The sequence below is a fragment of the Variimorphobacter saccharofermentans genome, from assembly GCF_014174405.1.
Taxonomy (GTDB): domain Bacteria; phylum Bacillota; class Clostridia; order Lachnospirales; family Lachnospiraceae; genus Mobilitalea; species Mobilitalea saccharofermentans.
The window spans coordinates 694,757-720,541 of record NZ_JACEGA010000001.1 but is presented as its reverse complement, the minus strand read 5'-3'; the positions used below and the strand labels follow the sequence as shown (position 1 = coordinate 720,541).

Annotated in this window: 14 protein-coding genes and 1 pseudogene; all 15 read right to left on the bottom strand. The window is 42.1% G+C overall.

The window, feature by feature from the left end:
• Positions 1-182 precede the first annotated feature (182 nt).
• The 15 genes and pseudogenes from H0486_RS18285 to H0486_RS03140 all read right to left on the bottom strand — a co-directional run bounded on the left by H0486_RS18285 (position 183) and on the right by H0486_RS03140 (position 25,761).
• Entirely contained in the window at positions 183-6,137 is a 5,955-nt protein-coding gene (locus H0486_RS18285; RefSeq protein ID WP_267023219.1) for a fibronectin type III domain-containing protein, read from the bottom strand.
• Positions 6,138-6,210: 73 nt separating this feature from the next.
• A complete protein-coding gene (locus H0486_RS03210) occupies positions 6,211-7,131 on the bottom strand; it encodes a lipase family protein (protein ID WP_228351567.1) in 921 nt (306 codons plus the stop codon).
• A complete protein-coding gene (locus tag H0486_RS03205; RefSeq protein WP_228351616.1) occupies positions 7,124-7,795 on the bottom strand; it encodes a hypothetical protein in 672 nt (223 codons plus the stop codon). The genes H0486_RS03210 and H0486_RS03205 overlap by 8 nt, the downstream gene beginning before the upstream one ends.
• A gap of 12 nt (positions 7,796-7,807) precedes the next feature.
• Positions 7,808-9,049 carry a PI-PLC domain-containing protein gene (locus H0486_RS03200; protein WP_228351615.1) on the bottom strand — a complete coding sequence of 414 codons (1,242 nt, stop codon included), beginning with the start codon at positions 9,047-9,049 and terminating at the stop codon, positions 7,808-7,810.
• Positions 9,050-9,506: 457 nt separating this feature from the next.
• Complete coding sequence (locus H0486_RS03195) at positions 9,507-16,919, bottom strand: MBG domain-containing protein (protein WP_228351614.1); 7,413 nt, start codon at positions 16,917-16,919, stop codon at positions 9,507-9,509.
• Positions 16,920-17,019: 100 nt separating this feature from the next.
• Entirely contained in the window at positions 17,020-19,434 is a 2,415-nt protein-coding gene (locus tag H0486_RS03190; RefSeq protein WP_228351613.1) for a LuxR C-terminal-related transcriptional regulator, read from the bottom strand.
• Between the two features lie 194 nt (positions 19,435-19,628).
• Complete coding sequence (locus H0486_RS18860; RefSeq protein WP_330594422.1) at positions 19,629-20,354, bottom strand: hypothetical protein; 726 nt, start codon at positions 20,352-20,354, stop codon at positions 19,629-19,631.
• Positions 20,351-21,754, bottom strand: coding sequence for an ATPase, T2SS/T4P/T4SS family (locus H0486_RS03175; RefSeq protein WP_456300801.1), 1,404 nt, complete (start codon positions 21,752-21,754; stop codon positions 20,351-20,353). Before H0486_RS03175 ends, H0486_RS18860 begins: the two co-directional genes overlap by 4 nt.
• Positions 21,755-21,894: 140 nt before the next feature.
• Positions 21,895-22,405, bottom strand: a pseudogene (locus H0486_RS03170) (nucleotide-binding protein).
• Between the two features lie 2 nt (positions 22,406-22,407).
• Positions 22,408-23,268, bottom strand: a complete 861-nt coding sequence (gene cpaB / locus H0486_RS03165) for a Flp pilus assembly protein CpaB (protein ID WP_228351611.1) — start codon at positions 23,266-23,268, stop codon at positions 22,408-22,410.
• Positions 23,255-23,710, bottom strand: coding sequence for a prepilin peptidase (locus H0486_RS03160; RefSeq protein WP_228351610.1), 456 nt, complete (start codon positions 23,708-23,710; stop codon positions 23,255-23,257). Before H0486_RS03160 ends, cpaB begins: the two co-directional genes overlap by 14 nt.
• A complete protein-coding gene (locus tag H0486_RS03155) occupies positions 23,700-23,930 on the bottom strand; it encodes a DUF6133 family protein (protein ID WP_228351609.1) in 231 nt (76 codons plus the stop codon). The genes H0486_RS03160 and H0486_RS03155 overlap by 11 nt, the downstream gene beginning before the upstream one ends.
• 317 nt (positions 23,931-24,247) lie before the next feature.
• Complete coding sequence (locus tag H0486_RS03150) at positions 24,248-24,421, bottom strand: hypothetical protein (RefSeq protein WP_228351608.1); 174 nt, start codon at positions 24,419-24,421, stop codon at positions 24,248-24,250.
• A 17-nt stretch (positions 24,422-24,438) separates the two neighbouring features.
• Positions 24,439-24,876: a hypothetical protein gene (locus H0486_RS03145; RefSeq protein WP_228351607.1), complete on the bottom strand. Its 438-nt coding sequence runs from the start codon at positions 24,874-24,876 to the stop codon at positions 24,439-24,441.
• Positions 24,877-24,882: 6 nt separating this feature from the next.
• Positions 24,883-25,761, bottom strand: a complete 879-nt coding sequence (locus tag H0486_RS03140) for a ParM/StbA family protein (RefSeq protein WP_228351606.1) — start codon at positions 25,759-25,761, stop codon at positions 24,883-24,885.
• Positions 25,762-25,785 lie beyond the last annotated feature (24 nt).

Below are 25,785 nucleotides of genomic sequence, written 5' to 3'. Positions count from 1 at the left end.
ATACATTGATTGTGGATTGAGTGAAACTAAAAAAAGCTGTTGCAAACTCAGGTACTGACTTACATGGAACGTTTGTAACTTTTTTTTGCAACAGCTTCTTTTATTTTTTAACTCTGATATAGCTTTGTAATGGGATTAATACGCTACAAAGCTTTTGGTTCTGTCATAAAAGCAAACTCGAATCATGAAACTTTCACTTTTATCTTTGCTATGACCTTTCCAACCTTAACAATGATATAATCCGTTCCTTTGGTTCTTGCTTTCGCCTTGCCAGTTGTCTTATTAATCACTACAATGGATTTCTTGGAGGTATAAAACATGATATCCTCTGTCTTAACTCCGTATCCGATTGCCTTATAGGTGAAGGTACTTCCAGTTTTTAAGGTATTGGTGCTCTTGATCAATTTAATATATGCTTTCTTGACTGTAATTGTTGTCTTAAACTTTCTCTGTACTCCATTGATTGTAACCTGTGTTGTTATGGTTGTTTTTCCTGCCTTCTTGGCCGTGATTTTTCCAGAAGCATTGACCGTTGCAATCTTAGGATTACTGGACTGGTAGGTAATCTTTAATATAGAGCTGTCTTGTTCCACTGCCTCTTTCAATAGTTGTGGCAATTCTAGCTTTAAGGTCATACTCTTCTTCTCGGTTCCACCAACATACAGTGTTCTCTTCACAGCACTAATTTCTATCTGATCCAGTGCCTTTTCTAACATAGGTTCTTCACTGATGATAACTACATAATCTGAAGCATGAGTAAACGGAAGTTCTACAGTTCCCTTTTCTCCGATCTTTTCCACTGCTTGCAGTGACAGTTGCTTTGTTTCCGGATTATAGTAGAAAAGGTTACCATACTTTCCTGCATTTATCTTATCCAGATTGATTGTAAGTACTGATGTAAAGCCAAACGGACCATCATAAGCAAGACTGAGCGTAGTGGTATCCTGTTCTCCCGCCATCTGGCTAATGATTCCTGCCGGAATAGCATCCGTATTAAGTGATACATCAAGATTAACATCCTTCAGACTGCCCTCTGTGATACTCTGGCCGTTAATACTCCATGTAATGCCATCGCCCATATCAAAGACAAGGGTGGTTTCTGTTCCTCTGATGGCATCAAGGACTTCCCCTGGTACTACCAAAGAACCATTCATTTCTATCGTTACCGTATCACCTTCCCTGCTCTGACCGATCTGTTCCTTAATAGCCTCCCAGCCTGCCTGGTTACTAGCATCTTTAATCGCCGGCATTGTGGTAACTGTTGATGTTGGGCTTCCACCGGAAGAAACTCCACCGCCGGAGGATCCGCCATCAGATGGCTTTTTAGGTTTAGCCATAACTGTATCGGAAACGGTGCTACCTTCCCCGTTAATCGTGCTGAGAATAAAGGTATACTCTGTTCCGTTTGTCAGGTTTTCCACCTTGTAGCTAGTTGCATCTGCACCAATGGCAAAAGGAGAACCTGTAATTTGTGCTTCGCCCTGCTTTACGGTGAGGGAATATCCTGTAATGTCAGAACCGTTTGCATATGGCTTTGTCCAGTTTAACGCTATATATCTATTTCCCAAAGAAACAGAAACCACTGCTTTTTCCGGTGCCATTGCTGGAACGGTAAACACATTTGAGGTCAGTGTTCCTGTAAAGCCCTCGCTTGCTTCTTTTGCCGTAATTACAACTTTCAAGGTTTTTCCCAAATCTTCCTTTGCAATGGTGTAGCTTATGGCATTTGCTCCTATGATTGCCGCATTGTCACGATACCACTGAATTTCATAGTCACTGCCTGAGATTCCTGCATTAGTTGGCAGAGAAACCGTCATTACACTTCCTACTGTATTTTCACCAGTAATGGCAATGTTGCCTGTTAAGATTTCCTTTGCAATATCGAGCTTGTTTGAGGAAATCGTGCCTGTAGTGTTGCCTGTAAATGTCACCTCACAGAAAATCTTGCCTTTACTATCACTGGAAGTTAGTGTATAGGTAGCTTGGTCTGTACCAATGCTTTCGGTTGTACCGTCTGTGGTTTTCTTCCACTGATAACTTGCTGTGCCGCCCGCCGGGGTCACTGCGGAAAGATCTGCAGTCACCGTGTCACCGCTGTCCAATTTTTTGTTGCTGTTGGCATCTGTGCTGGAAACAGCTACACTGCCTGTGGCTGTTGCGGTGGTAATGAAAAATGTGGTTGTAAATACTGATGACAGTTTATAATTTGGTGCACTATTTCCACTAAGAACCGCTGTTGCCGTATAGCCTGTGCCTACATTGGTCTGTGCTTCCATATCTGCTACACTGCTAATCACATCATCGCCTGCAACTTTATTGGTAATGGCTACCATAGGTTTTTGTGCAGAACCGTTATAAGTAAATTCGGTATCCCCCCAGGAAAGTACAGCTTCTCTTTGGATAACGTCTACATTACCACTCATCACCTCTACATTCGTAAAGCTGTTGTCTGTTGCGGTAAAGGTCAGATTATAGCTATAACTTCCACCCTTTGGAATATCCACTCCATTAAATGGAACACCGTCAATCATGAGAGTATACGTACCTGCGACTGGATTTCCACCCACGTTTGCAGAAAGCTTACTCGTATCAAGACTTACAATCTCACTCCATTTGTCTCCATAAATCGGGCTTGTCTTCAAGGTCAATGCCTTGTCTTTTCCTGCAAACTCAAGACCAACTACCGAGATGCTCAGCGTACCTGTTATGATGCCTTCGTAGTTGCCATTAGTAGTAAATCTAAACGTTACTTCTGCTGTTGCATCCTTTGAAAGCTTTGCAAGCTCAGACACAACATCAGCATAGTTAGTTTTGCCATTATAATCGTATTCATATGTCCCTGTTATATTTTCGTTGGTTATATCACTAATAAAGGTAGACTCAGAGAAGGTTCCCACACCAACAACCACATTTCGGGTGCTATTTTGAGGGATAGGTGTAACTGTTATTGGCGTCACGTCTATTGTCATATGAACATCATCTACCGCAAGGCTGTAATAACCTGCATCGGTTCCGCGAAAAGTTACACCGGTTGCAGTAAATACTTTGCCTTCGCCCACATTAGCATCAGGAAGAATTCCAGAAACTAAGACATTCACATCATCACTGCCGACCACACCTGTTAACCCGTTATTTTTATCAAAGCCCGGAATTGGTGAATTTGTTCCGTCATATATATACGATCCTCCGCTTCTTGTCGCAGTCAGGGGCTTTTGATTCAAGGTTACCATCACTGTACCGCTATAATCTGCCATATTGGCACTTTCCACATATTTTGCAGTGATGGTATTGCTGCCAATGGCAAGGGCTTTGTCTGTTGTGTCGTAGGTCATGGTATAAACACCATTGCTATCTCCATCCACAGAGTCAGAAATCTGGGTTTCTCCCACAAACAATGCCATCTGATTTGCCGTTGGCGCGGAAAAGCTACGAAAACTCTTTTTCACAGGTGATGAACCTGTTGCCTTTGGCTTTGCTGTTACGGTGATCGTATCGCCGTAGGTGTATGTCTTATCTGCCTTATCTACTGTGATACCACCGTCAAAGGTTGTAGCGGATTGAGTTACGGTAAATTCTTTGCTAATAGTCTTACTATCCTTGGTGAATGTAGCCGTATAAGTTCCAGTCTCTTTGACCTCAGCAGGGCTGATGGAAAGCACCCATCCCTCGACAGAATTGGTAGTTATCTGGAATTCGTGATTGAAAATCATACCCGTACCAACTTTTGTAGAATCAATTGAAATTGCACTTTTGGCAGTTTCCTCCAAATCAGTGCCATTATAAATAAGGTTGGTTGGCACAACAATCATATCACTGGTTGGGTCACCCATCGACTTGAATGTACCTTCACCGCTCAAGATACCGTCCGTGCCAGTCAGGCAACTCTCTGCACCGAGGGAAAGAGTACCGTTGTTTATCAGTGTTCCATTCACGGTCAGTATCTTTCCACTTGGAACCGTCAGAGTACTTCCGCTTGATATTGTCATTGTCTTCCCTGTGGCAATCGTCATATCCCCTGCAAGGGTATAGGGTCCATAAACAGTCGTGTTTCCATCATTTTCTATTATTCCGTTGAAGCTAGATGTATCTGCCGTCACACTGTTTGCAATCACATATACGGAATTGCCGCCAGAAGAAAGGGTACCCCCATTATCGCCTCCACGAAAACCATTCCCGATTCCAACGCCATATTCACTGTTCGTAGTGGTAGCGGTTACCGTTCCTCCGCTAATGGTAATCGTTCCTCCGGTATGATACCAACCATATGCACCTCCGCCAATCCCAGCTCCATAATTGCTCGTTGCTGTTACCTCTCCGTTACTTATGGTGATGGTTCCACCGTCTCCTTGATAACCGCCTCCAATTCCGGCTCCATTACTTCCAGTCGCTTTTACTGTTCCACCATTGATGCTAATACTTCCGCCGGCTCCATCTTCACCGCCTCCGATCCCGGCTCCATCGGTACTTTGGGTATTTATGGTTCCTCCATTGATAATAATGTTTCCTCCGGCTCCACCTTTTCCTCCGCCAACTCCAGCTCCATAACTACTCCTGACGTCCGTTAGGGTTCCCCCATTGATGGTGATACTTCCGCCAGCTCCACCTCTGCCTCCACCAATTCCGGCTCCACTCGTACCGCCACTGACATAAGTTAATGTTCCTCCATTGATGGTAATGGTACCGCCAGCTTCCCCATCATTGCCACCTATACCTGCCCCCAGTCCTCCTAATGCGGTAATGGAACCTGTACTCCCCTTGGCAATGACCAGTTCTGCTCCCTCCGGTACATGCAGCCCTGCCGGTGTACTATCATATCTGCTTTTCAAATAATTTGTCCCTTCCAGCACCAGATTCACCTTAGCTCCGCTAGCAATTGAAAATGGACTGTTTGAAATATCAGGATCCAGATATAATTCAACGTCTTTTAAAATAATGTTATGTGTACCGCCACTGACGCTAATAGTAAATCTACTTACACTTGAATACGTTTCCGCTCGAGTAATAATATATCCATTACTGTTGGCAGTTGTAACTTCTGTTCCAGACGCATCAAAGCCACTGACTGTTCCATCTCCGATGGTGATGTTTCCTTTATTTATATAAAGTGTAGTCATCATATCGGTATCCGGTGTATCTGTAGTCTCCGTAATGGCATATACCGAAAAATGCTCTGCCACTGCTTCTACTACACCCTTATTATCCACAATACTCTCAATTTTCTCTGCATTACTTAAGGTATCATTCATATGAAATACCTGAATATTATGATTTCCCTTAATCATTTCATTTTCTGTCATAGAAAGCTTTGCAAAGGAAACCTTTACTTCCCCCTTGCTGGTATCGGGTTGAAGCTCCTTGCCGTCTGCATCGGTGATGGTGATGTCAAAGGAAACCAGCTCGGTTACGGTTTTGCCTGTTTCCTTTGATTTCACTTCTTCACTGACAGCGTTTTGGATTTTCTCTTTATCCTCCGCATTGGTCACCTTTTCGGCATGAAGAACAGCTCCCTCCGGGAACATGTCCTTATCTGCTTTAACAGTAATTTCGATACCATCTATGGTCTGACTTTGGCTGAATGCCCACTTTCCACCGTCTTCCATCAGCACCTGAATCTGTGGCAGGCTCACTCCGTCCGCAAGGGTATAGCCCTCCGGCAGAATTGGCTCATAGATAAATACTGCGCCTGCGTTAGTGGAATCAAAAGCAGTAGAACCACTGTTCTCTACATTAATTTTCCAGGTGATACCGGTAATCGTCTGCTCTTGTGAGATAATTTGTTCCATATCCACCTGTTTAGAAGCTGCCTGGTCTGAGCCTAGACCAATTGCAGATCCTGTAGCAGTTTTCGGTGCTTCTACCATTGGATCTTGAATTGTCACATTCAAAGTATCAGGTAGCTTAATCTCTGATTCTTCTACCCCCACTGCAAGTTGCTGATTGGCAATATCCTCTGTCAACTTGGCAAAGGCTGTAATGGTTTTCGTTCCATTCAAGGTCTGTGCGTTAACATTTTGAAGGCCGCTATAATCTATTACAGAGACCATCATCAGCATTGACAATACCACTGCCAGTAGTCGTTTCATTTTCTTTTTGTTCATAGTTATTCCATTCCTCTCTACTTTTTTATTCTTTTCCATATAACCCTCCATGTTACCTTATAGTCCCAACATTCTTTATTGATTCACCTATTCACTATCTCATTTTGGAACTCTACTGCAAATAGTCGAAATCTGTATATTCTACTATGCTTTCTTTGTAATCCTTGTTATGAATCTCATTGTTCATTAAAGAAATGCTAAAATGGTTCCTCATCAGAAATTCTACTGCACACATAGAATTCAAGCTCTCACCGTCAGTATTCCCCTCATTATGAGGGTAACGTCCATTATATTCATCATGCCCTACATAGAAACCAATTCTTCTTCCTACAGGTACATAATCGCAAGTTATGATATCCATGAAATTCTCTAAGAAATTGTTGACAGGACCCATCCTATCAAGTAGCTGATGCTCCTGTGATGTAAAAGGCAGGTGGGGAACCACATCCAGAAAATCCTCATACCGCAAAGTTTCCATACCAAGTTCTTCATAATTGTATGCAAACGTGGAATTCCCAACTCTTGGTGCCTCAAAGGTAATTACACGAATATTATTACTGTAATTCTTATTACTGTAATGTGCTGCCAGTAAAAAAGCCACTGCACCACCCTTGCTATGACCAGTAAAACACAAGCCCTGTTGCGGATTGCTCCTTATCAATTCATCAACCTTCTTCTCCAAACCATTTTTTAAAAGAAGTGCTGTTGCACTTGCAAACCCCATATGCACTTTCCCCATACCTTCAAAATCTACCGGGTTTACATATCCGTCATTCATACTATCCATAAATCCATCTGTACCTTTGATTGCCACAACGATTTCATCCTTTGTGGTTCCGACAACTGCCTTGTGATAATCTAATGAAAACAGACCTGTGCTAAAACCATATAATTCTCCCTCCAGGCCTGCTCCTGTATAATCATCTGAATTTTTGTAATCCTCTGGCAGGGAACCTTCATCACTAACTAAAAAGGTAAGACTACAAAAGCAAGTAAACTGGTTTCTGGTTTTTTCTGTTGCATCTCTATTCATTGTATTCCTCCTCATAGTATCCAGTTAGTATAATTTCTGCTCCCGCCCCAATGATATCCATGTTGCTTATGTATCCCGCTACTACTAATGGCACTTTATTGTTAATCTCATAGGTAAGAACAATTTCTTCTGTTCCATTTAATACTTTTCTTTCATAAAGCGGTTTCTTCAATGCTCCGCCAGCAATCAATGTTACATAACACTGCGTTGCCCTGTCCTTCTTTCCCTGCAATCGGATGTCGCATTTTGTCCATTCTTTTGTCCCTTCCAGACAAAGGTTTTCAATTACACTTAAGCCCGCAGTATCATCTGACCATCTCACACTTTTACTCTGATAGGCTTCACCTTCATACCAAATCTCTGCAATAATGTTAGCTCCCGCTCCAAGCACGCCTGAATTTTTTAATGTACCTGTTATATTTACTGATTTTCTTCCATTTACCTGAAATTCTATGATTTCCGTTTCATTTTTATCCAGTTTACATGTCTTTTCCAACACTAGCTCATTTTCAATATATATCTCAAGATCTACCTTTTGATAATTCAACTTCCCGGTAACAGTTATCTTTCCATTTTTCCAATTCTTATCCGCGGCAAAAACCAACCCTTCAATGCGGCTCTTTCCTCCAGTATCATCTTTCCAATAATGTACTTCTGATTTCACGTTTCTTCCTCCTTAATGAAATAATCCCCAATTAATCGCACAGCTTAACACCGCCGTTTGGCAGTTTTCTATCTTGTCTGTATAGATAATGTTAGGGTAATTATAACTTAAAACCTTAGGATACAGATTACAGTCCAGATTTTCATTTGCTTTCTCCGCTAGTTTTAATATGGAATCGCCACAATACGCAGCCTGATAGTCCTCCTGTGTTAGCGTCCATGAAAGCAAAAACAATTTTTGTTTACTATTAATCCGCATCTTTTCTAACTGATCACTCATCATTTCAGCTAATTTATTTGTTATTGAATAACTATTATAAACATTATATTGTGAGTATGGGAAGAATCCTTTACCAACAAATCTGCTAGGAATAGACGAAAGATCTTCCACTATTACAAGTACTTTTATTTCTGCATCCAGATAATCTTCCAAATGTTTCAATGAAAGGTCTCCCGAATGTTTTTTTTCGTACCGATAATTCAGTTTTTCCAAAACGCCAAGACATTTTTTCCATTCTTCATCAGAAAAGCTCCTATAAACTCCCTGACCAACATCTGTATTCAAACTATGGGAAATATTTAATATAATAAGTTCCCTGTGTGACCTTGTAAAAACATTTATTTGCTCTACGATTTCATCCAGCTTTTGACCGTTTCCTCCCACATCCACTTCAACTCCAACCTTACTTACGTGTCCATAATGTCCAGTATAAAATCCCCCTCCACTTATTGTAGGCCGTAGATCAAAATATCTTGCTCCAAGCTCAAGTTGTCCTGTAATATCACAGGTCTGCGTTACTGTATTATGTGCAGATGCCCCTAGCGTAGCATTCTGGCATACGCTCATACCGGAATCGTGAGAACCTGGCATACATATATCAAAGAGCCTCCTTTTTCCAATCAGATCTAATGTATCCTCCATCCAACTGGAAAAGTCATCCCCTGTTACCATGTATCCATCCTTATCTCCTACTACAACATAATTCATGATTCCATCATGCATCCACCCCAACACACAATCTTCTCGCTTCCTACTTTCCTTTTTTCGCTTTAATCCGGATGAATTAATGGAAATACAAAATTCGTTTCTATTGTTCGCATTGATTTTTAATTTGCTACCGCTACCATCCTCTATGGTATACTCAGCTATGCCCTGGTCATCACGGCTTTGATGAAAAATGCTTTCGTCCCATTCTATGTACAGCTTATAGTTTATCCCTTTCTCAATTACATCTGGAAAATTCCATGCATCCATTTGTTAGCTGTAATCATATGTTTTTTTCCAACAATACGGTGTACTGTTCGTAATAGATAAATATCCACCCTGCCCCATCTGTTTTCTCCCTTCGATTACCATAATAAGGTAAATCTTTTTCTTACAACAATTTAGCATACATTACCATCAAAATCAACTCCGCAAAAGGGTAGTTTGGGGGTGCTTTTGATGGTTTTTTTTAATTTAGAAAAAAACTGGCTTAAGCCTTTGTTAAAATGATTATTTATCTATATATGCGAACGTATCACACATTGATTGTGGATTGATTGAAAATAAAAAAACTGTTGCAAACTCAGGTACTTGCTAACACGGATGTTTGCACCTTTTTTTGCAACAGCTTCTTTTTTTCTAGTTAAGTATTTTTAGCTCCAATACAGTTTTGTAATGGGATTAATACGCTATAAAGGTTTCGGTTCTGTCATAAAGCAAATTCGGATCATGAAACTTTCACTTTTATCTTTGCTATGACCTTTCCAACCTTAACAATGATATAATCCGTTCCTTTGGTTCTTGCTTTCGCCTTGCCAGTTGTCTTATTAATCACTACAATGGATTTCTTGGAGGTATAAAACATGATATCCTCTGTCTTAACTCCGTATCCGATTGCCTTATAGGTGAAGGTACTTCCAGTTTTTAAGGTATTGGTGCTCTTGATCAATTTAATATATGCTTTCTTGACTGTAATTGTTGTCTTAAACTTTCTCTGTACTCCATTGATTGTAACCTGTGTTGTTATGGTTGTTTTTCCTGCCTTCTTGGCCGTGATTTTTCCAGAAGCATTGACCGTTGCAATCTTAGGATTACTGGACTGGTAGGTAATCTTTAATATAGAGCTGTCTTGTTCCACTGCCTCTTTCAATAGTTGTGGCAATTCTAGCTTTAAGGTCATACTCTTCTTCTCGGTTCCACCAACATACAGTGTTCTCTTCACAGCACTAATTTCTATCTGATCCAGTGCCTTTTCTAACATAGGTTCTTCACTGATGATAACTACATAATCTGAAGCATGAGTAAACGGAAGTTCTACAGTTCCCTTTTCTCCGATCTTTTCCACTGCTTGCAGTGACAGTTGCTTTGTTTCCGGATTATAGTAGAAAAGGTTACCATACTTTCCTGCATTTATCTTATCCAGATTGATTGTAAGTACTGATGTAAAGCCAAACGGACCATCATAAGCAAGACTGAGCGTAGTGGTATCCTGTTCTCCCGCCATCTGGCTAATGATTCCTGCCGGAATAGCATCCGTATTAAGTGATACATCAAGATTAACATCCTTCAGACTGCCCTCTGTGATACTCTGGCCGTTAATACTCCATGTAATGCCATCGCCCATATCAAAGACAAGGGTGGTTTCTGTTCCTCTGATGGCATCAAGGACTTCCCCTGGTACTACCAAAGAACCATTCATTTCTATCGTTACCGTATCACCTTCCCTGCTCTGACCGATCTGTTCCTTAATAGCCTCCCAGCCTGCCTGGTTACTAGCATCTTTAATCGCCGGCATTCCTGCTTCAGGCTGCGGTGTAGCTGTGGACGAACCTCCACCCGATGAACCTCCTGGTGATGCAGGCTCATTGATAATGGTGAGCTTACCACTGGTATAGTTAATTGTATAGTTGTCGGCATTGGCAAGGGTTCCGCCACTGATGGTGATGTCATATTCACCTAAGGTATTTGTGTCCGTTGCTGTGGTGGACAGGATTGGGTCGATAAAGGTATCGCTGCCCACCAGTCCGGTTACGGTATAGGTAAGTGCAGGCATTGCCCCACCCTTGACAATGTTTAATTTGTTATCTGTCTTGACCGTCAACTCTTTTTTGCCCACGATCAACGACACAGATGCTGATGCTTCATTGTAGGTATCTGTTGCCGCCTTAGTAACGGTAATGGTTACGCTACCAGCCTTGTGAATCGTTGCTGTGGTACCGGAAATGCTGACGATAGTCGGGTCAGAACTTTCAAACGTCACAGCTCCGTCACCGCTTCCGCCTGTTGCAGAAAGGGTAAATGTTCCATCGCCATAGGTCTTTGTACCGATACTTCCTATGTTAAGTGCTGCTTGATTCTGCTTATTGGTGTCAAAGCTAAGCTCTGTACTGGTAGCGGTGTTATAGTTAGCACTATCGTTGTAAACTGCCTTGACCTTGTAAATCTGCTTAGCAAGCCCTGTCCATGTGTAAGTTGCCTTGCCGCCTGTGATTGTGACAGCGGTTGCGCCTGCAATATCCACATCACTGCCGCTTGTGCTGTTGACAAATTTCACGGTGCCGGTAGGAGTTTCACCATCGCCTGTACCGGTCACGGTTGCGGTCAGTGTCGCCTTACGGCTTCCTGCATCATCGGAGATGTCTGCGCTTACTGTCACAGCAGGCGTTGCCTTGCTAACTGTAATGGCAACCATCTTGGTTGTGTTTGTGATGGCTTCATAGTTTGCCACTGTACCTGCATTCGGTGTAAAGGTAACCTCATAGCCGCCGTTTGTCACAGTCGGAACTGTACTACCATCCGTCCACGCAAAGGTACCATACTCGGTACTGCTCACGCTTAGGGCGCTTGCAGACAGCTTCTGCCCGTAGATAATACTGCTTGCATTCGGCCAAGTAATACTCGGAGCTGCTGCTTTTTCAATCGTGAAGGTACGGCTTACGGTTCCAGTATAATTGCCTTTTGCGGTAACCGTTACTGTTGCTGTTCCGACACTTACGTTGTTACTGTAGCTGTATTCATAATCCGATGCGGTAATGGTTGCCTCACTATCGGTTACTGTAACAGTTGGTACTATTTCTGTTTTGTTATAAGTGTAAGTTCCTGTTACCTCTCCAATTATCACTCCTGCCGCCGTTAGGCTCTTAGGATTAACGGTCGGGGTTACCTGTACCGTCACCGTGGCATATTGCGCTGCATTATCAGGTGTAAAGACTACATCATAGGTTGCCGATGTCCCTACAGACGGGATATCTGTACTGGAAACGCTCCAGCTTCCGGCTACACCATTGGTGCTTGCCACCTGAGATACTGTCATGTCCTTCACTTGCTGTCCATAGGTTCCTGTAATGCTAGGGTTATCGGCGAAAATCGGCTTTGTTGTAGTGGTAGTAAAGCTTGTGCTAACCACACTTCCGTTGTTTTGTGCACTGTCTGTGCCCACAGCATACATATAATAAGTGGTATTCGCTATCAGACCTGAAAGTGCAACATCAAGATTTGTGTCCGCCTGACCATCTATCACGCTTACCGTTTTCTTATCTGCGGCATCTAAAATATTTTGCGCAGTCATACCGCTTTGTTCGGTGGTCTCGATTACATAGGTAATAATTCCTGTTTCGTTCATCTGTGCTTTTGCTGTTGCGGATACGTCTCCAAGATCAGAACCAGCAGGTGCCGTCAACGTAACGGTAGGTGCCGTCTTGTCAATGACGATTCCGTCGGTGCAGATATAGGCACTTTTGTTGCCTGCCTGATCTACCGCATAGGCATAGATGATGTATTTGTTCTCGTCAGTAATGGAGAAGCTACTACCTTCTGTAAAGGAAATGCTCTTCAGTTCCTCGGCGGTTTTGGCTGTCGTACTGCCGGTATCAATATAGTAATAATACTTATTCCCGCCTGAACCGCTGTCTGTTGCCGAAATGCTGACATTTTTATTTTCCTTAAAGAAATGCCCGAAGGTGATATTATTCAAGAATCCCTTCCAGTTGTTATCGCTGATGGTAATTCCGTCCGTATCGGCAGAAAATGCCGGGGCGGTTTTATCGATATTTACAGTGATGGCTTTTCCGTCTGTAATGTAACCAGTGCCATTTTGCTTGAAATAGAGCGTCTTGCTGACTTCGCCCTCTCCGCTTAACAGATAGGTGTCCGCATAGGTTCCATTCACACTGTCACTGACGGTGTAACCGTCCGCTGTAATGGTCACGTCTGCACTGTACCAAGCCGCATTTGTGGTGCTACCATTATAGGCAAACGTTACGGTGCCATCGTAGGAACTGATTGTTACAGATTTCGTATTAGAGCTTTGTTTCGTATTCGCTGTCTCTGGAATAGTTACCGCAAGGATATAGCTGCCCATAGCTGTAGGCGGACTGTCCAGTTGGTTGCTGTTACTGTCGTACCAGACAAAATCCACATCGCTATAGGATGCGCCCGTGATGCTCAAATCCACTTCCTCCGGATTGGGAATGGAGCTACCGGTGTAGAAATAGTGCCCCGTATAGGACGACTGGAATGCAATGGATGTATCCGCTCGCTCAATCGTGATTGACTGTGTAGCAGTGGCCTCATTATAATTTGTATCCGCCGCCTTGGTGGCTGTTATGGTCACTTCTCCTGCACCGATAATAGCAGCGTCAAATCTACCATCTTCTTTTTTGGAAATGGAAAGCACACCGTTGTCCTCCGGCACAGAAAAAGTCACTGCACCTGTGCCGCTGCCGCCTGTTGTTTCCAGTGTGAAATCAGCATCATTATATTTTTTCCCACTAACTTCTGTAATACTTATGCTTTGGTCTGCTTTGGCAATGGTGAACTCTTCGCTTTTTGTTCCGATAAAATTGCCTTGCCCAGTGATGGTAACGCTGGCAGTACCGGCATCGGTATTATCCATATAATCAAGAATATAGTCCGTGCCCAAATCTAAAGCGTGTCCGTCTAGTGCAAGAGCAACGGGTGGCTTTTTCTCCGTTCCGTCATAGGTATATCCACCGTCTGGAATAATCAACGTCGATTCTACATCGGAAATGTCTTTCGGCTCCACAGTAAAAGTCGCACTTTCACTGTTCACAATATAGCCGTCGCAGGTGACTGCGCAGTAAAAGCTGTGGGTACCTGCATCAAGACCGGTGGGGATGTTCAGCGTAGCATCGGTTCCGACTGCGGTATCACTGGTTTCGCTGCTGCTCTTTACGCGATACCATTGGTAGGAAATCGTACTGCCCGCTGGTGCGGCGGTAGTTTTTTCTGCCTCAACGCTCATGGTTGGTGCTTCGGTGTAGCCGTAGGTCGCGCTTGCGGCATTTTGCGGCGGTGTTTTAATTTTGGCTGGGACAGGCTGGATGGTAACAGGCTTGGACAGATAATAGTTTGCCAAGTCATTATATAAATAGCCGTCTCTTCCCAGATTGTTTACCCATGAATTGTCAGACTGATTCTTATACCCATAGCCGCTTGCCAGAAGGCTGTTGACTATACTCATGTTAGCAGTACCAATACTTTTATATTCCCCACCGGAAAGGGCAACGCTGTCACAATTGTGAAAAGTAGTATTGCCGCCGCTGAAGATGCCGCCAGAAATCACCACATCCACGCTTTGCAAATAGGCAAGATACATGAGGCTTTTGCTAGTCTGTATTGTACCGCCCTCGATGGTAACCGTTCCCGAGGAATAAGCACCCAGCACATAGCTCATATAGTTACTATTCTCATTTTCATAGATGCCGCTTTTGATGGTTAAATCGGCATCTTGTACATTAATTGTCTGTTGAGCGGTGCTTGTGGTCAGCTTGCCGCCGGTGTCACTGTCCATCAGTGTTACATGGCATCCATTTTTGAGGCTTAATGCGTTAACACTGGTAGTACTCGTCCATATTTTTCCGTTTAAATCAATGGTAAACGTACCGGAGCTGACTTCTACTTGTTCAGCCGTGGTTGCGTCAGCAAGCAGTTTCACGGTGCTGTTTGGCTTACTTTTTGCTGCAGTGATGGCTGTTTCCAAAGTCGGGTAACTCACTGTGTTGCCACTTGACGCGGTCACCGAATAATTTCCTGTAGCACTGGTCACTAACAATGTCGCATTTTCAGTATTCACACTATAACCATCGCAAGTCACAGTACAGTGGTAAGTATAAGTACCCTCACCAAGATTAGGTTCAACCGTATAGCTTGCATTTGTTGCACTGTCAATGGCTACGCTGTCCTTATACCACTGATAGGTGATTGTTTCCCCTGAATCGGCAGGCACGGTTTCGGCCATGACTGCAAATGTTGGTGCCTCGGTGTATCCGGGAGCGGCAACAGCATCCCCCGGCTGGGCGGTGATTGTTACGGGTTTAGGCATTACAGTGACATTAGAAATCTCTTCACTGCTCATGTCGGTTACCAATTCGCCGCTCTCCTTGTTTTTATAGACATATCCGTCTGCAAGCACGTTTCCTACTTGGTTACTAAATACCCAAATGCCAGTGTAACTGCCTCCCTCCAGTGACAGCGAATAATTGGTGTATCCGAATATAGAATATCCTCCTGAAGCTGTTGTTGTAATGCTGCCGCCACCAGCACTGTCTATTATAGTGAGAGAAGTTGTATTGCTACTACTTCCCTCGAACTTCACTAACTGTAATACTCCTGACCCCACCCCCACAGAAGTATTCGTCCAGGCCTTGCCATTTAAATCAAGCGTGAATGTACCGTCAGTAATATTGAGCAAATCATCGGTTGCCACATCCTTCAGCAATTTAACCGTACAGCCACCCATGCCCATTGCAGCTGTGATGGCTTGCTCAATGGTATCATAGTTGGTTACTGTGTCGTCGGCGGCGGTTATGCTGGCTTCATAAAAAAAAGAAGAAACGATACGTGAATTGACAGTATAGCCGTCACAGCTAGCAGCACAATAATACGAATCGAGGCGTGCTGACGGATCTTCCGGCAGCGTATAAACATTTGCCGTTGCACCCTCAATCGCAGTGCCGTCTTCTTTGTACCACTGATACGAGATTTCTTTTCCAGAATCAGCAGGTACGCTTTCCGCCGTTAAGCTTAATGAAACCGTTGCCTCATCGGCATTGAAATTTTCCGGTTGGGCAGTAATTTTGACAGGTGCAGGCGTTACGGTAACATTTAATATCTTATTACTGCTCAGGTCGGTTATTAATTCGCCGTTCTCGCTGTTTCTATAGACGTAGCCGTCTGCCAGTAAATTGTCAACACTTTTTGCATTGCTAATCCCGCTATAGGTGCCACCTTCGATACTTATATTAGCCATTGATGAAAAACTTAATATTACATTTTTAGTTTCGTTTGTACTGGTAAATACACCGCCTCCGACCGTATCTTTCATAACTAAGGTCGGAGCTCCTTCGATTTCTATCGCATAGTTTGTATGCCCATCCACTTCCCAGGTTGCAGGTCCGGTCCAGGTGTTGCCATTTAAGTCAATTGAGAAATTACCGGTGCTGATTTCAATTCTGTTTTCGGTCGCCACATTCTTAAGCAGTGTCACCGTACTGCCGCTCATGCCCATTGCTGCGGTGATGGCTTCCTCTATGGTGGCATAATTAGTCACCGCACCCGCCGAATCGATCACGCTTGCTTCATCTGTACCAACTATTTGCACTCTGATCTGCGGCAGACTTACACCGTATACAAGCTTAATCGCTTTACCTTCGTCTTCTAGAGGCAGTGCAGGCACATAGGTATAATAGGTATTGGCCACAGTGGAATCAAAGGTAGCCGAACTACTTTGACTCGCGTCAATTTCCCATGTGATACCCGTCAGGCTATAGGTTTCATTCATACTGATCGCAGAACCGCTGACCGTGATCGCACCCCCGGTGACTGTTTGTATTGCAGCCAAATCATATTCTTCGTTCGTCACGCTTAATGAGTTCGGCAGGTTAATAGCTGTTTCTAATGAACCTACTGCTAGCTGCTGATTCGCAATTTCTCCAGGCAGCCCTGCTAATGCTGTAATTACATTCGTTGTATCCTCGTCCGCTGCACTGACATATTGCATTCCGCTAAAGTCCATCGCAGAAACAACCATCAAGATTGCCAGTACAATTGCCAGCACCCGTTTTCTGTCTCTTTTGGTAACTGCAATCGAGTTTTTCTTAGTTCTACGTTCCATTTTCATTCATTCCTCCATTTACTCTGTGTTTCATTCCTTTATTCTTTGTACATCCTATCTGTTAATCTATATAAAATCAGCTTATGACTTATCCTATCCTATCTTATCAGATCAGCTTCCTCTTTCTTGCTTCCGTAACAGCGGCTGTTTTACTGTTCACTCCCAGCTTTTTGAAATTCTGCTTGTTATGGTATTTCACATTTTCAACTTTTAGTCCCAGCTCTCCTGCAATCTCTGTGGTAGAAAGTCCTTCTGCCTGTAGCTTTAGGATCTTTAAGGCATTTTCACTAAAGCTAGCCTCTTCTGTGACCTGCTTTAGATATCCGGGATAGGCAAGTGCTATCTTCTCTGTCTCTGTCAGTACCGCCTTAAGATAACTTGGATTCTTGCATTTCCAGGTGGTTTCTTTTAGCATCCTATTCACAGCTGCTCCTTCTCTGGATATCAGCCGGACGAAATGATAGCTCTCTGCCTGGGTCAGTGCCTTCTGTAAGTTCTCCTCCCATTTACCATCCCCCATTCGGTACTGGGTAATGGCAAGAAGCAGTCTCGCTTCCATAGTGATGTAGGTACGATGCATGACATCCGCATAATATAGAATACGCTGTAGCAGATTGACCGCCTTCTCATACCTTCCCATTAATAGATATACGCGTACCTTGGTCAAATACCGAAAACGCTCCATCGTAGCAAATTCAAGCTCTTCCTCCGGTGCCAGCTCCATCCACTCTATTGCCTCCGCCGTTTTTCCCTGATAGAGACTAATCCGTATCTGCAATGCTTCCAGATTGGATAACAGCTTTGCGGAGCCTTCCTTTTCTGCCTTCTTCCAAAAATTCATCAATATCTCTCTGGCATCCTCTGCATGATCATTTATAATATGAAGCCAGGCAAGTATGCCTGCCGCCACAAAGCACTGCGTGGTCTTGCCACCGGCCTGTGCCTGCATCATGCCTTTGTTGGTCAGGTTGGCTATTTCATAGCTGTCTTCCCCCTTTTCCAGATAGCTTTCCGCAAGAGCTAGGTTTACCAAGCCCTTTCCATACTTTCCAAGAGTAAATTCTATGATTTTTCCTATACTTTTTGCCAGTTCCTTATCCCGTCTGCTCCACTCGCAGAAATCCTTTCCTCCATTCATCTGAGAAGGCAGATTGCTAGTAACTGAGAATTCTGGCAGACTGATGTTACGGTTCATCAACAGGGTTCCAGCATTTTTCAAAATATCCACTAACGCACTGCTTCCACGGTGTGGCAACCCAATATCCAGATAGACAAGTTGACCTTTTGCAGCTTTTTTGGCACTTCCACTTAAAGTTCCCTCCATCTGCTTTAATTCCTCATACCAGCGTTCACTTTCTTCTATATTTAATAGCATGGATTGAAGCATACTCATACCTGCCATCAGTTCCATGCTTTCCCTGATTTTTTCTTCCGGCAAAGAGAGGTAATATTCCCGAAGTTCATAATAATGACCACTTGCCGGATTTTTTCTTGCATTGGCAATTAAAAGTCCTGCAATTCTCTCCGTGTCGTGGCACGCTTCATACATCCTCAGAGCATTCGGGGTATCACCTTCCAGTTCGTAGTAAAGACCTGCATTATAATAAAGGCGTTCCCTTCTCTCCTTCTGGTAGGTTCTAAGAAGCCTTCGCCTCATGGAATGTCGCATAGCAAGCCTGATTTCGTAGATTCGCTTACCACCGACAGCTTCTTTAAACATCATAAAATTGCCCAATTGTTCCGCTATGCCGATCATTCTCTCTACGTCGCTTCTACCAGTAATCATTTCTGCCAGATGCTGATCAAATTCCTCCACGATACACACCTGCATAAAGAATTCCTGGATTTCCATATCCCACTGGTCATATACATGACAGTCTAGATAATCCCAGAAATCATTTCTCATTCGTTCGATATAATTCGTATCAAAAGGTCTGCCTGAGGAAAGTTCCATTGCAAGAAGTCTTATAATAATCCCTATCCCCTTTGTAAGCCCTGCGACTCTACTAAAATCTTCTTCCGTGAGTGTCAATCCCCACAAATTCAGATAATTTGTCATCTCTGTTTCAGAAAGCACAAAATCTTCTTCCTCTATGACCGTAAATACTCTCCGATAATAAACCGAAAGTAGCCAGGATGGCATCCTGCTTCTTCCTGACAGGATAAGCCAGACATCCTGCCGCCTTGCCAGCATTTCAATCTTTTTAATTAATATATCTCGCAGTTCATCCGTCCTCAGCTGTTGTAGATCATCAATCACCACGATTAACTGTTTTTCACTCGGTGCAAACTCAAGTTCCGCCTCATTCAACTGCTCCGCTGAATAATAGTGATACTGCCTTTTCCCTAAAAAGTCACGAATAAAGGCTGTTTTTCCACAGCCGGATATCCCATACAGATATACCGTCTGGGACAACGACTGGGCTGACTTCATCTTTTTATTTGCTATTCTTGGGCGTATGTAGAACTCCTCTTCCGTCTGCAATCCGGATTCTAAAGTCTTTTCATTTTTCTCTTTCATCTTTATCCTCATTTTAAAATGGTGACCACTGCTTCTTCTGTCATCTACGTGGTTTCTTTACAGGTAATGCAAGATATTTCATACATTTTTATGGCATACCTTTTCAGTTTATGAAAAGTTTACCATACCCAAATCGAAAAAGCCACTCCGTAAAAGGGTAGTTTGGGGGTATTTTTGATAGAATTATTGGTTTTTTACTCAGCCTGTGGTGCAATATGCCAATCATCCCACAAGCTTCCCTTAATTGTAATCGAGTTCGTTAGATTCTGCGACATCATCCCAACCGGTGTCCATGCATCTATCACCCACGTATTTACGATATAACTACCATCCGGCATCCAGATTGGTGTAAAGTGCGTACGATCCTGATAGGTACTATATTGATTTTTCTGAAATTCAAATTCTGCTCTGGAGCCGCCCTGAACCAATTCTAGCAATCTCCAATAAGTCTCCACAGCTGTCAGGATATCATCATTTCGAAGGTATGCCGTTGTAATAATGGACAGCGCTGTTTCAAGTTCAGCAGCGATATCCTTTTTATAATGCGCCTGCGTCAGTCTTACATACCAAAAAGGCAGAAACAGAAATCCTCCGGCAAGTACCGGTACCAGAAAGAAATTTTCTAGTAGTATAGCAACAGATGCTCCGATTGCAAATAGGATGAGTGACCATGCGCAAAGCAATGGAAATAGATGTTCTCTGCCGGTAATCTTTAATATGGATTCAATCTCTGTCACTTCCCTTTTGAAAAATGACATCTTCTTTCGCCCAGTAGCTTCATTAATCTCGTCTCGTATGCTATGTGGCTTACTAATAAGACTTTGAAAAATATGATTCGTAAATTCCATCGGTGGCAAGGATAAAAGAACTAAGCATCCTGTAATCATGCCCATACAGGCAATCAATAAGATCAGATTCATTCTGATTCTTCCTCCCTTCGTTTCATGCTATTTATCATTTCAACAGGCATCCCATTTTCTAATAACCGTTTGGAAAGGCTTTCGGAAATACAGGACTTCTGCTCATGATATCCCTCTATGATAAATTCACCTTTCTCATCCATACGATTTTCAGTAATGACATATTGGAACAGCGTACGATAATTTCTTGTTCCATCTGGTAGAATCTCACACTCCATAATTTCCATCATTCTTCTCTGCTTATTTTCAAGCTGCTTACAAAACACGATAATCGGATAGGCTTCTGTTACATAACCCATCAAAGTCTCATCGGACATGTCAACAGCACGTTTACATAAGGAGACCATTCTACGGTAAGTAGCTTCACAGGAATTAGCATGAATCGTTGTTAGTACCGCAATACCTGTTCTTGCTGCTTCCTGTGCTGCATTAGCTTCTGCTCCTCTCATTTCTCCAACGACCGCAATATCCGGATTAAAACGAAGGGCCATATCAAGTAGCATGATCTGATCCACCTTTTGCTTATCATTCTCACTATCACGGGTAATGGTATGGATGACCGAATTCACCACTTTACCCTCTTCAAATCTAGTTAAATCAAGCTCGCGTGATCCATTTTCAATGGTGTATATTCTCTTATTATCTGGAATGGTGGTCAAAAGCCAACCAAGAACCGTAGTCTTACCAGAGCTGGTTGCCCCTGCCACACAGACCGAGATACCATAACGGATCAGGTTTGATAAAAAATCCAGCATTTGTTCTGTTGCTGTCCCGCTCCGTACGAAATCTTTCTTTTGCATACTCTGCGGATTGACAATACGGATGGAAGCAGCAATACCCACATCTTCATCTACTAACGGTGTTTTTAGAACCGCAATTCGGATATTCTTAGATAAATGACCAAGCACCGCAGGACTTGCATTGTCCAGTACAATTCCTGATACATGGAGCATTCTTCGGATTACATTAATCGCATGTTCTGGAGATTCAAAATGTTCCTTAAGTTTTACATTTCTTCCATCCGAGTATTGTACTTCAATATCCTGCCAAGAGTTGATATCGATTTCCTCAATTCCTTTCCCGAAAATGTATTTTGTTAGGAAACCATACTCTGCCATCTCGGTATAAAGATCATCGATGAGTTCCTGCCCTTCCATACCCTTTACCGCAATCTTTTCGTCCATAACATATTTGCAAATATAGCGTTTCATCTGTTCTTTTGCATCTTCCAGCTCCTGATTGGTAATCAGCTCGGAATAATTTGTTGAGATATACTCCTGGACTTCTTTTAAGACAGTCTGAAAATCCTTCTTTTCGGATTCTGTTGAAAGAAATAGTGGCTGTGTGTGATTCTCTGGAAAAATGTCCGGTGTAAAGTTCTGTTCGGTAGAAGTATCCATCAGATCTTCGATACGTATATCCATAAAATTACTTTCTTTCTTATCTGTATCATTTTCAGACTCCGCATTACTCACTTTCGTTGATACAATATGTCTTTGTTCTATCTCCTTCTGATTCTTTTTGTGCCATCTTTTCATCTTCAGCATCCAAATACCTCCTCTGCTATTTTTTCTATTTCCTTACGAAATTCTCTACTATTCTTAAAACTCATATCTGCAAGCAGGTCCCCAGCAAGATACTGTTCTTCCACTTCCGCGGAATATGGAAGCCTGAAGTTTATGCTGCCTAATGCACCTGCGGTATGCCATCTTTTTATGCGTGATCATATTATCTTTAACAATCTGGTCGGTTACATGGGTGGCAGACAGAATACTACCAAGCGATCCAAAGGCTCGATTTGTGGCTTTCTGGTATTCCAAAGAGGAAGAAGAACAGATACATGGAATCATGGGTGCAGTCATATCACATAAAACTAATATTACATTTTTCTTGTGATCTGCCAGATATTTAGCAAGTTTTACCGCAACTGTAGTTTTCCCAGAACCCGGACTTCCCCATACTGCAAGAACGCCACCAGATAAAGACTCACCAATGCTAAACTCATCTTTGTTCTCTCGCGTAAAGATGGAATCTTTCTTAAATTTTAGCATTCTCACTCCTCCTCTCCAATTGCGTCATTAGCACTATCATCAGAACTTACCTCTGACTGGCTTAAGGTTTTACCTGTACTCTCTGTTGTTTGTACTTCTTTTTCCGTTTGTTCTGTTATTAACTTCTCATCCGAATATAATTCACTTAATACCTTATTCTGTACATCAAGAAATTTCTTGGCATTCTTAGTCTCACCACGATAGACAAGGGATAGATGACATTCCCCCTCTGCCTCAAGACTAGCTAAGATATTTCCCTGCTCTGGTGTTACAAGTAATGTGATGGTAGAGGGCAGTTCCTTTTCGTCTTTTCCGTTTTCTTTCTCATCCCCTGTATTTGCATCATATCCACTCGCAGTTGTAACAGATATTACTTCTACATACTGAAGCTCCGATGGAATTACGGTAGCGCCCTGCTTCTTATAATCCGGTGCAATGACCGAAACAATATCACCACTCTGTAACTTGCCCGAAAGTCCATTTGCAAAGTCCTTGAGGGTAATGGATATTGCTTGTCTACTACCATCCAAATGATATAAATACGCATTTTCCTCAGACGGTGTTTTTGATACTTTGGAATTAATGATATAATCTCCCATCGATAAATCAGCAAGTGCGTAGCAGCCTACTACAGTTTCCGTTGATTTGATAACCGTTTCCGGCAAATGATAACTACCTACTTCCACGCTTTGAATCATGTCCTTTGTAATCTTATCACCAGCCTTTATATCCTTTGCCACTCGTACAATTTCAGTCTTCTGTGTTATTTGCCGATTAAACATCGGTGTAATTCCAAAGCAGACAAGAAGTGAAAACAGAATACAGCTCACTCCTACTACGGTTCTATTTTTAAACAAACTCATGTATAATTCCTCCTAATTTCAAAATGTATATGCTGATAAATCCAAGTGACAGACAAGGTGCCAACGGCAATGATAGGTCTTTTATCTTCTGTTTTTTCATTTTTTGTATAAATGAAAAAGTAATAAAAACTAATATCTGCAACGAAAGTCCAAGAATCACTGCCATATTGGTTGCCTGTAATCCGAGCACCAGCCCGGTGGCAGCAACCAGTTTTATGTCGCCACCACCAAGACGGTTTGGTGCTATCCATACAGCAATAATCAGTAATGGAACTGCTGCAAGAATTCCTATGATATGAATTGGTCTGAAATACAAAAATGAGATACCAGCAACTAACCAACAAATAAATGGCGGTATCTCTCTTTTCCGAACATCATACCAAGATGCCCCTGCCATTAAGCATACAAACAGCACTGCCTGAAGCATGGTATTAACCTGCATAATTAAACATATCCTGAATTCTTTTTGTCAGGGTCGGCATAACAACATTGCCAAACAAAGCATAAAGTCCTGCCAGTAATAACGCTCCCAATACAACCGCAATCAGGATCTTAACCGCTGTATCAATATAACCTTCACCCTTATTGTTACTTAATGCAATCTGCGCTTTGATTGCCTGTTTTGCTACAAAATTATTTGCTCTCTTTACTAACTTCTTCATATTGATTTTCCTCATTCTTTCTTTATTTTTGTTTTAAAAAAAGACAGTACCTAACTAGCCTGTCTCAATAAATGTTTCAAATAGTAATTTTATTTTACAATCCACTCATAAAGTGGATTGGCAGATTGACCGTGTACCTTTCCACTTTATAGGTGATATGAAATTATACACGGGACAATCCTCGTTTTGGTTTATCCCGTATCCAGTGCATATTACTCCTTCCTCTATACCATTACAGCTCTAAATCTAAAAAAATACTTGATAAGTCTGCGCTTCTCTCGGTATGCATTTATTCCAGCTATCATTTGATCACCTCTCTATGGTGTTCCCACCCTCACAAAAGCCAAGAATATTCTAGCAACAAAACCAAACAGAAGTAGAATAACTTTTGCCAGTTCTAAGATCAGTCTTACTGCTCCCAGTATAATCAAACCTATCCATTTCAGAATTGTAAGCAATACTAGTCCTATTCCTGAAAAGATTTTCTTCATAGCTAGTCCACTCCTTCCTATGACCAAATATTTGATAATGAAGATAAGACTTCATCATCTTCAACACTAGTTTCGTTTTCTGAAATAGCCTCAGATTTTTCTTCTCTTTGTGGCGTTACTGGTAAACTTGTTCTTCCAGCAAGAGAGGAGCAAAGAAGAGTCACAACCTCTTTCATTACTTTCCCAGTTACTCTTTGTTCTAAGTCTTCCAGGTCTTTTCTTTTAATATATTCAGTATTGTGCTTCTGTTCCAAAGCAGCATCACTTAATAGTTCTTCTCTTGTATAATTACGAATATTTCTTAAAATGGAATCTGTAATGAAGTTATTCTGTGACTTATAGATTCCCTTATTTAAATTCTGCAAGGTCTGATGTATTGCTAGATGATCTTGGTTGGTTAGGTTCAAACGAAACGTATACTGAATTACATCATCCTTATTCTTAACCTTTCCCATTCGACCTTACCTCCTTGCATTTTTCAGAGCTATTCGAGCCATCATTTCATATCCTTTCGCATTCGCTTTAATATCTAGCTTATAATCTATGTTGGGTAGCTTGACACTACAGTAATTCTTAACGACACTTGCTCCCCCTCCAACAATAATAATTGGTGTCGTCTGTACATTGATTTCAAGTTCTTTTAAGGAACGGATTATCATATCGGCGTAATTCATTAGATATCTATCCATAAGCTTTAATACCTCTTCTGGAACATTGTTTAATTGACGATACCTAATATAATGTTCAATGTCTGCTTCCTCTACTTCGTAATTAAAATTCTTTACGCAATCTCGATTGATATCTCTCATACAGGTAATCAAACCATGTGGCAAGCTGTTGCATCTTCTGTCATCCGGTTTCTTATTGATTACAGGCATAATATCAATTGTCCATGACCCAATATCAACAACAACTGCCCTTCTTTGAAAATTCGGTATCATTTCAGTGACTGCTGAATAACACTGCGGATAGACAGAAACTTTTACAATTTTGATATGGTATTCCTTTTCTTCAAACTTAAAATAGACTTCTTCGTTCTTTGAAAGATAATCAATGAATGGTTGCTTTTCTTCTCCAAACCTTGTAAGTGGTAATCCTACTGCTAGATACACATTTGATTCAGTAACATTTCCTCTCTTTGAAAATTCCTTTGCAATTGCAGCTAGGGTAAGAAGATAAAAATCTTCATTTTCATCCTTCGTATTTTTTACTTCCAAACGTTCACCACCAATGTTGTAATACTTTCCTTTATACTCTAAAACATCCTTAAAAAATGTTGGTGATGGGTTTCCTCGATTGATGTTGAAAAAACCGATGTCACGGTCTTTATGTGGCTCCATCCATGATCTATTCCAATTACTTCT

Bases quoted from the DNA above. Each gene is read 5' to 3' on its own strand.
- H0486_RS03200 (WP_228351615.1), bottom strand. From the start codon at position 9,049: ATGGATGCATGGAATTTTCCAGATGTAATTGAGAAAGGGATAAACTAT.
- H0486_RS03150 (WP_228351608.1), bottom strand. From the start codon at position 24,421: ATGAAGAAAATCTTTTCAGGAATAGGACTAGTATTGCTTACAATTCTG.
- H0486_RS03145 (WP_228351607.1), bottom strand. From the start codon at position 24,876: ATGGGAAAGGTTAAGAATAAGGATGATGTAATTCAGTATACGTTTCGT.
- H0486_RS03160 (WP_228351610.1), bottom strand. From the start codon at position 23,710: ATGCAGGTTAATACCATGCTTCAGGCAGTGCTGTTTGTATGCTTAATG.
- H0486_RS03140 (WP_228351606.1), bottom strand. From the start codon at position 25,761: ATGGAGCCACATAAAGACCGTGACATCGGTTTTTTCAACATCAATCGA.
- H0486_RS18285 (WP_267023219.1), bottom strand. From the start codon at position 6,137: ATGGAAAAGAATAAAAAAGTAGAGAGGAATGGAATAACTATGAACAAA.
- H0486_RS03175 (WP_456300801.1), bottom strand. From the start codon at position 21,754: ATGGATACTTCTACCGAACAGAACTTTACACCGGACATTTTTCCAGAG.
- H0486_RS03195 (WP_228351614.1), bottom strand. From the start codon at position 16,919: ATGAAAATGGAACGTAGAACTAAGAAAAACTCGATTGCAGTTACCAAA.
- H0486_RS03190 (WP_228351613.1), bottom strand. From the start codon at position 19,434: ATGAAAGAGAAAAATGAAAAGACTTTAGAATCCGGATTGCAGACGGAA.
- H0486_RS03210 (WP_228351567.1), bottom strand. From the start codon at position 7,131: ATGAATAGAGATGCAACAGAAAAAACCAGAAACCAGTTTACTTGCTTT.
- H0486_RS18860 (WP_330594422.1), bottom strand. From the start codon at position 20,354: ATGAATCTGATCTTATTGATTGCCTGTATGGGCATGATTACAGGATGC.
- H0486_RS03155 (WP_228351609.1), bottom strand. From the start codon at position 23,930: ATGAAGAAGTTAGTAAAGAGAGCAAATAATTTTGTAGCAAAACAGGCA.
- cpaB (WP_228351611.1), bottom strand. From the start codon at position 23,268: ATGAGTTTGTTTAAAAATAGAACCGTAGTAGGAGTGAGCTGTATTCTG.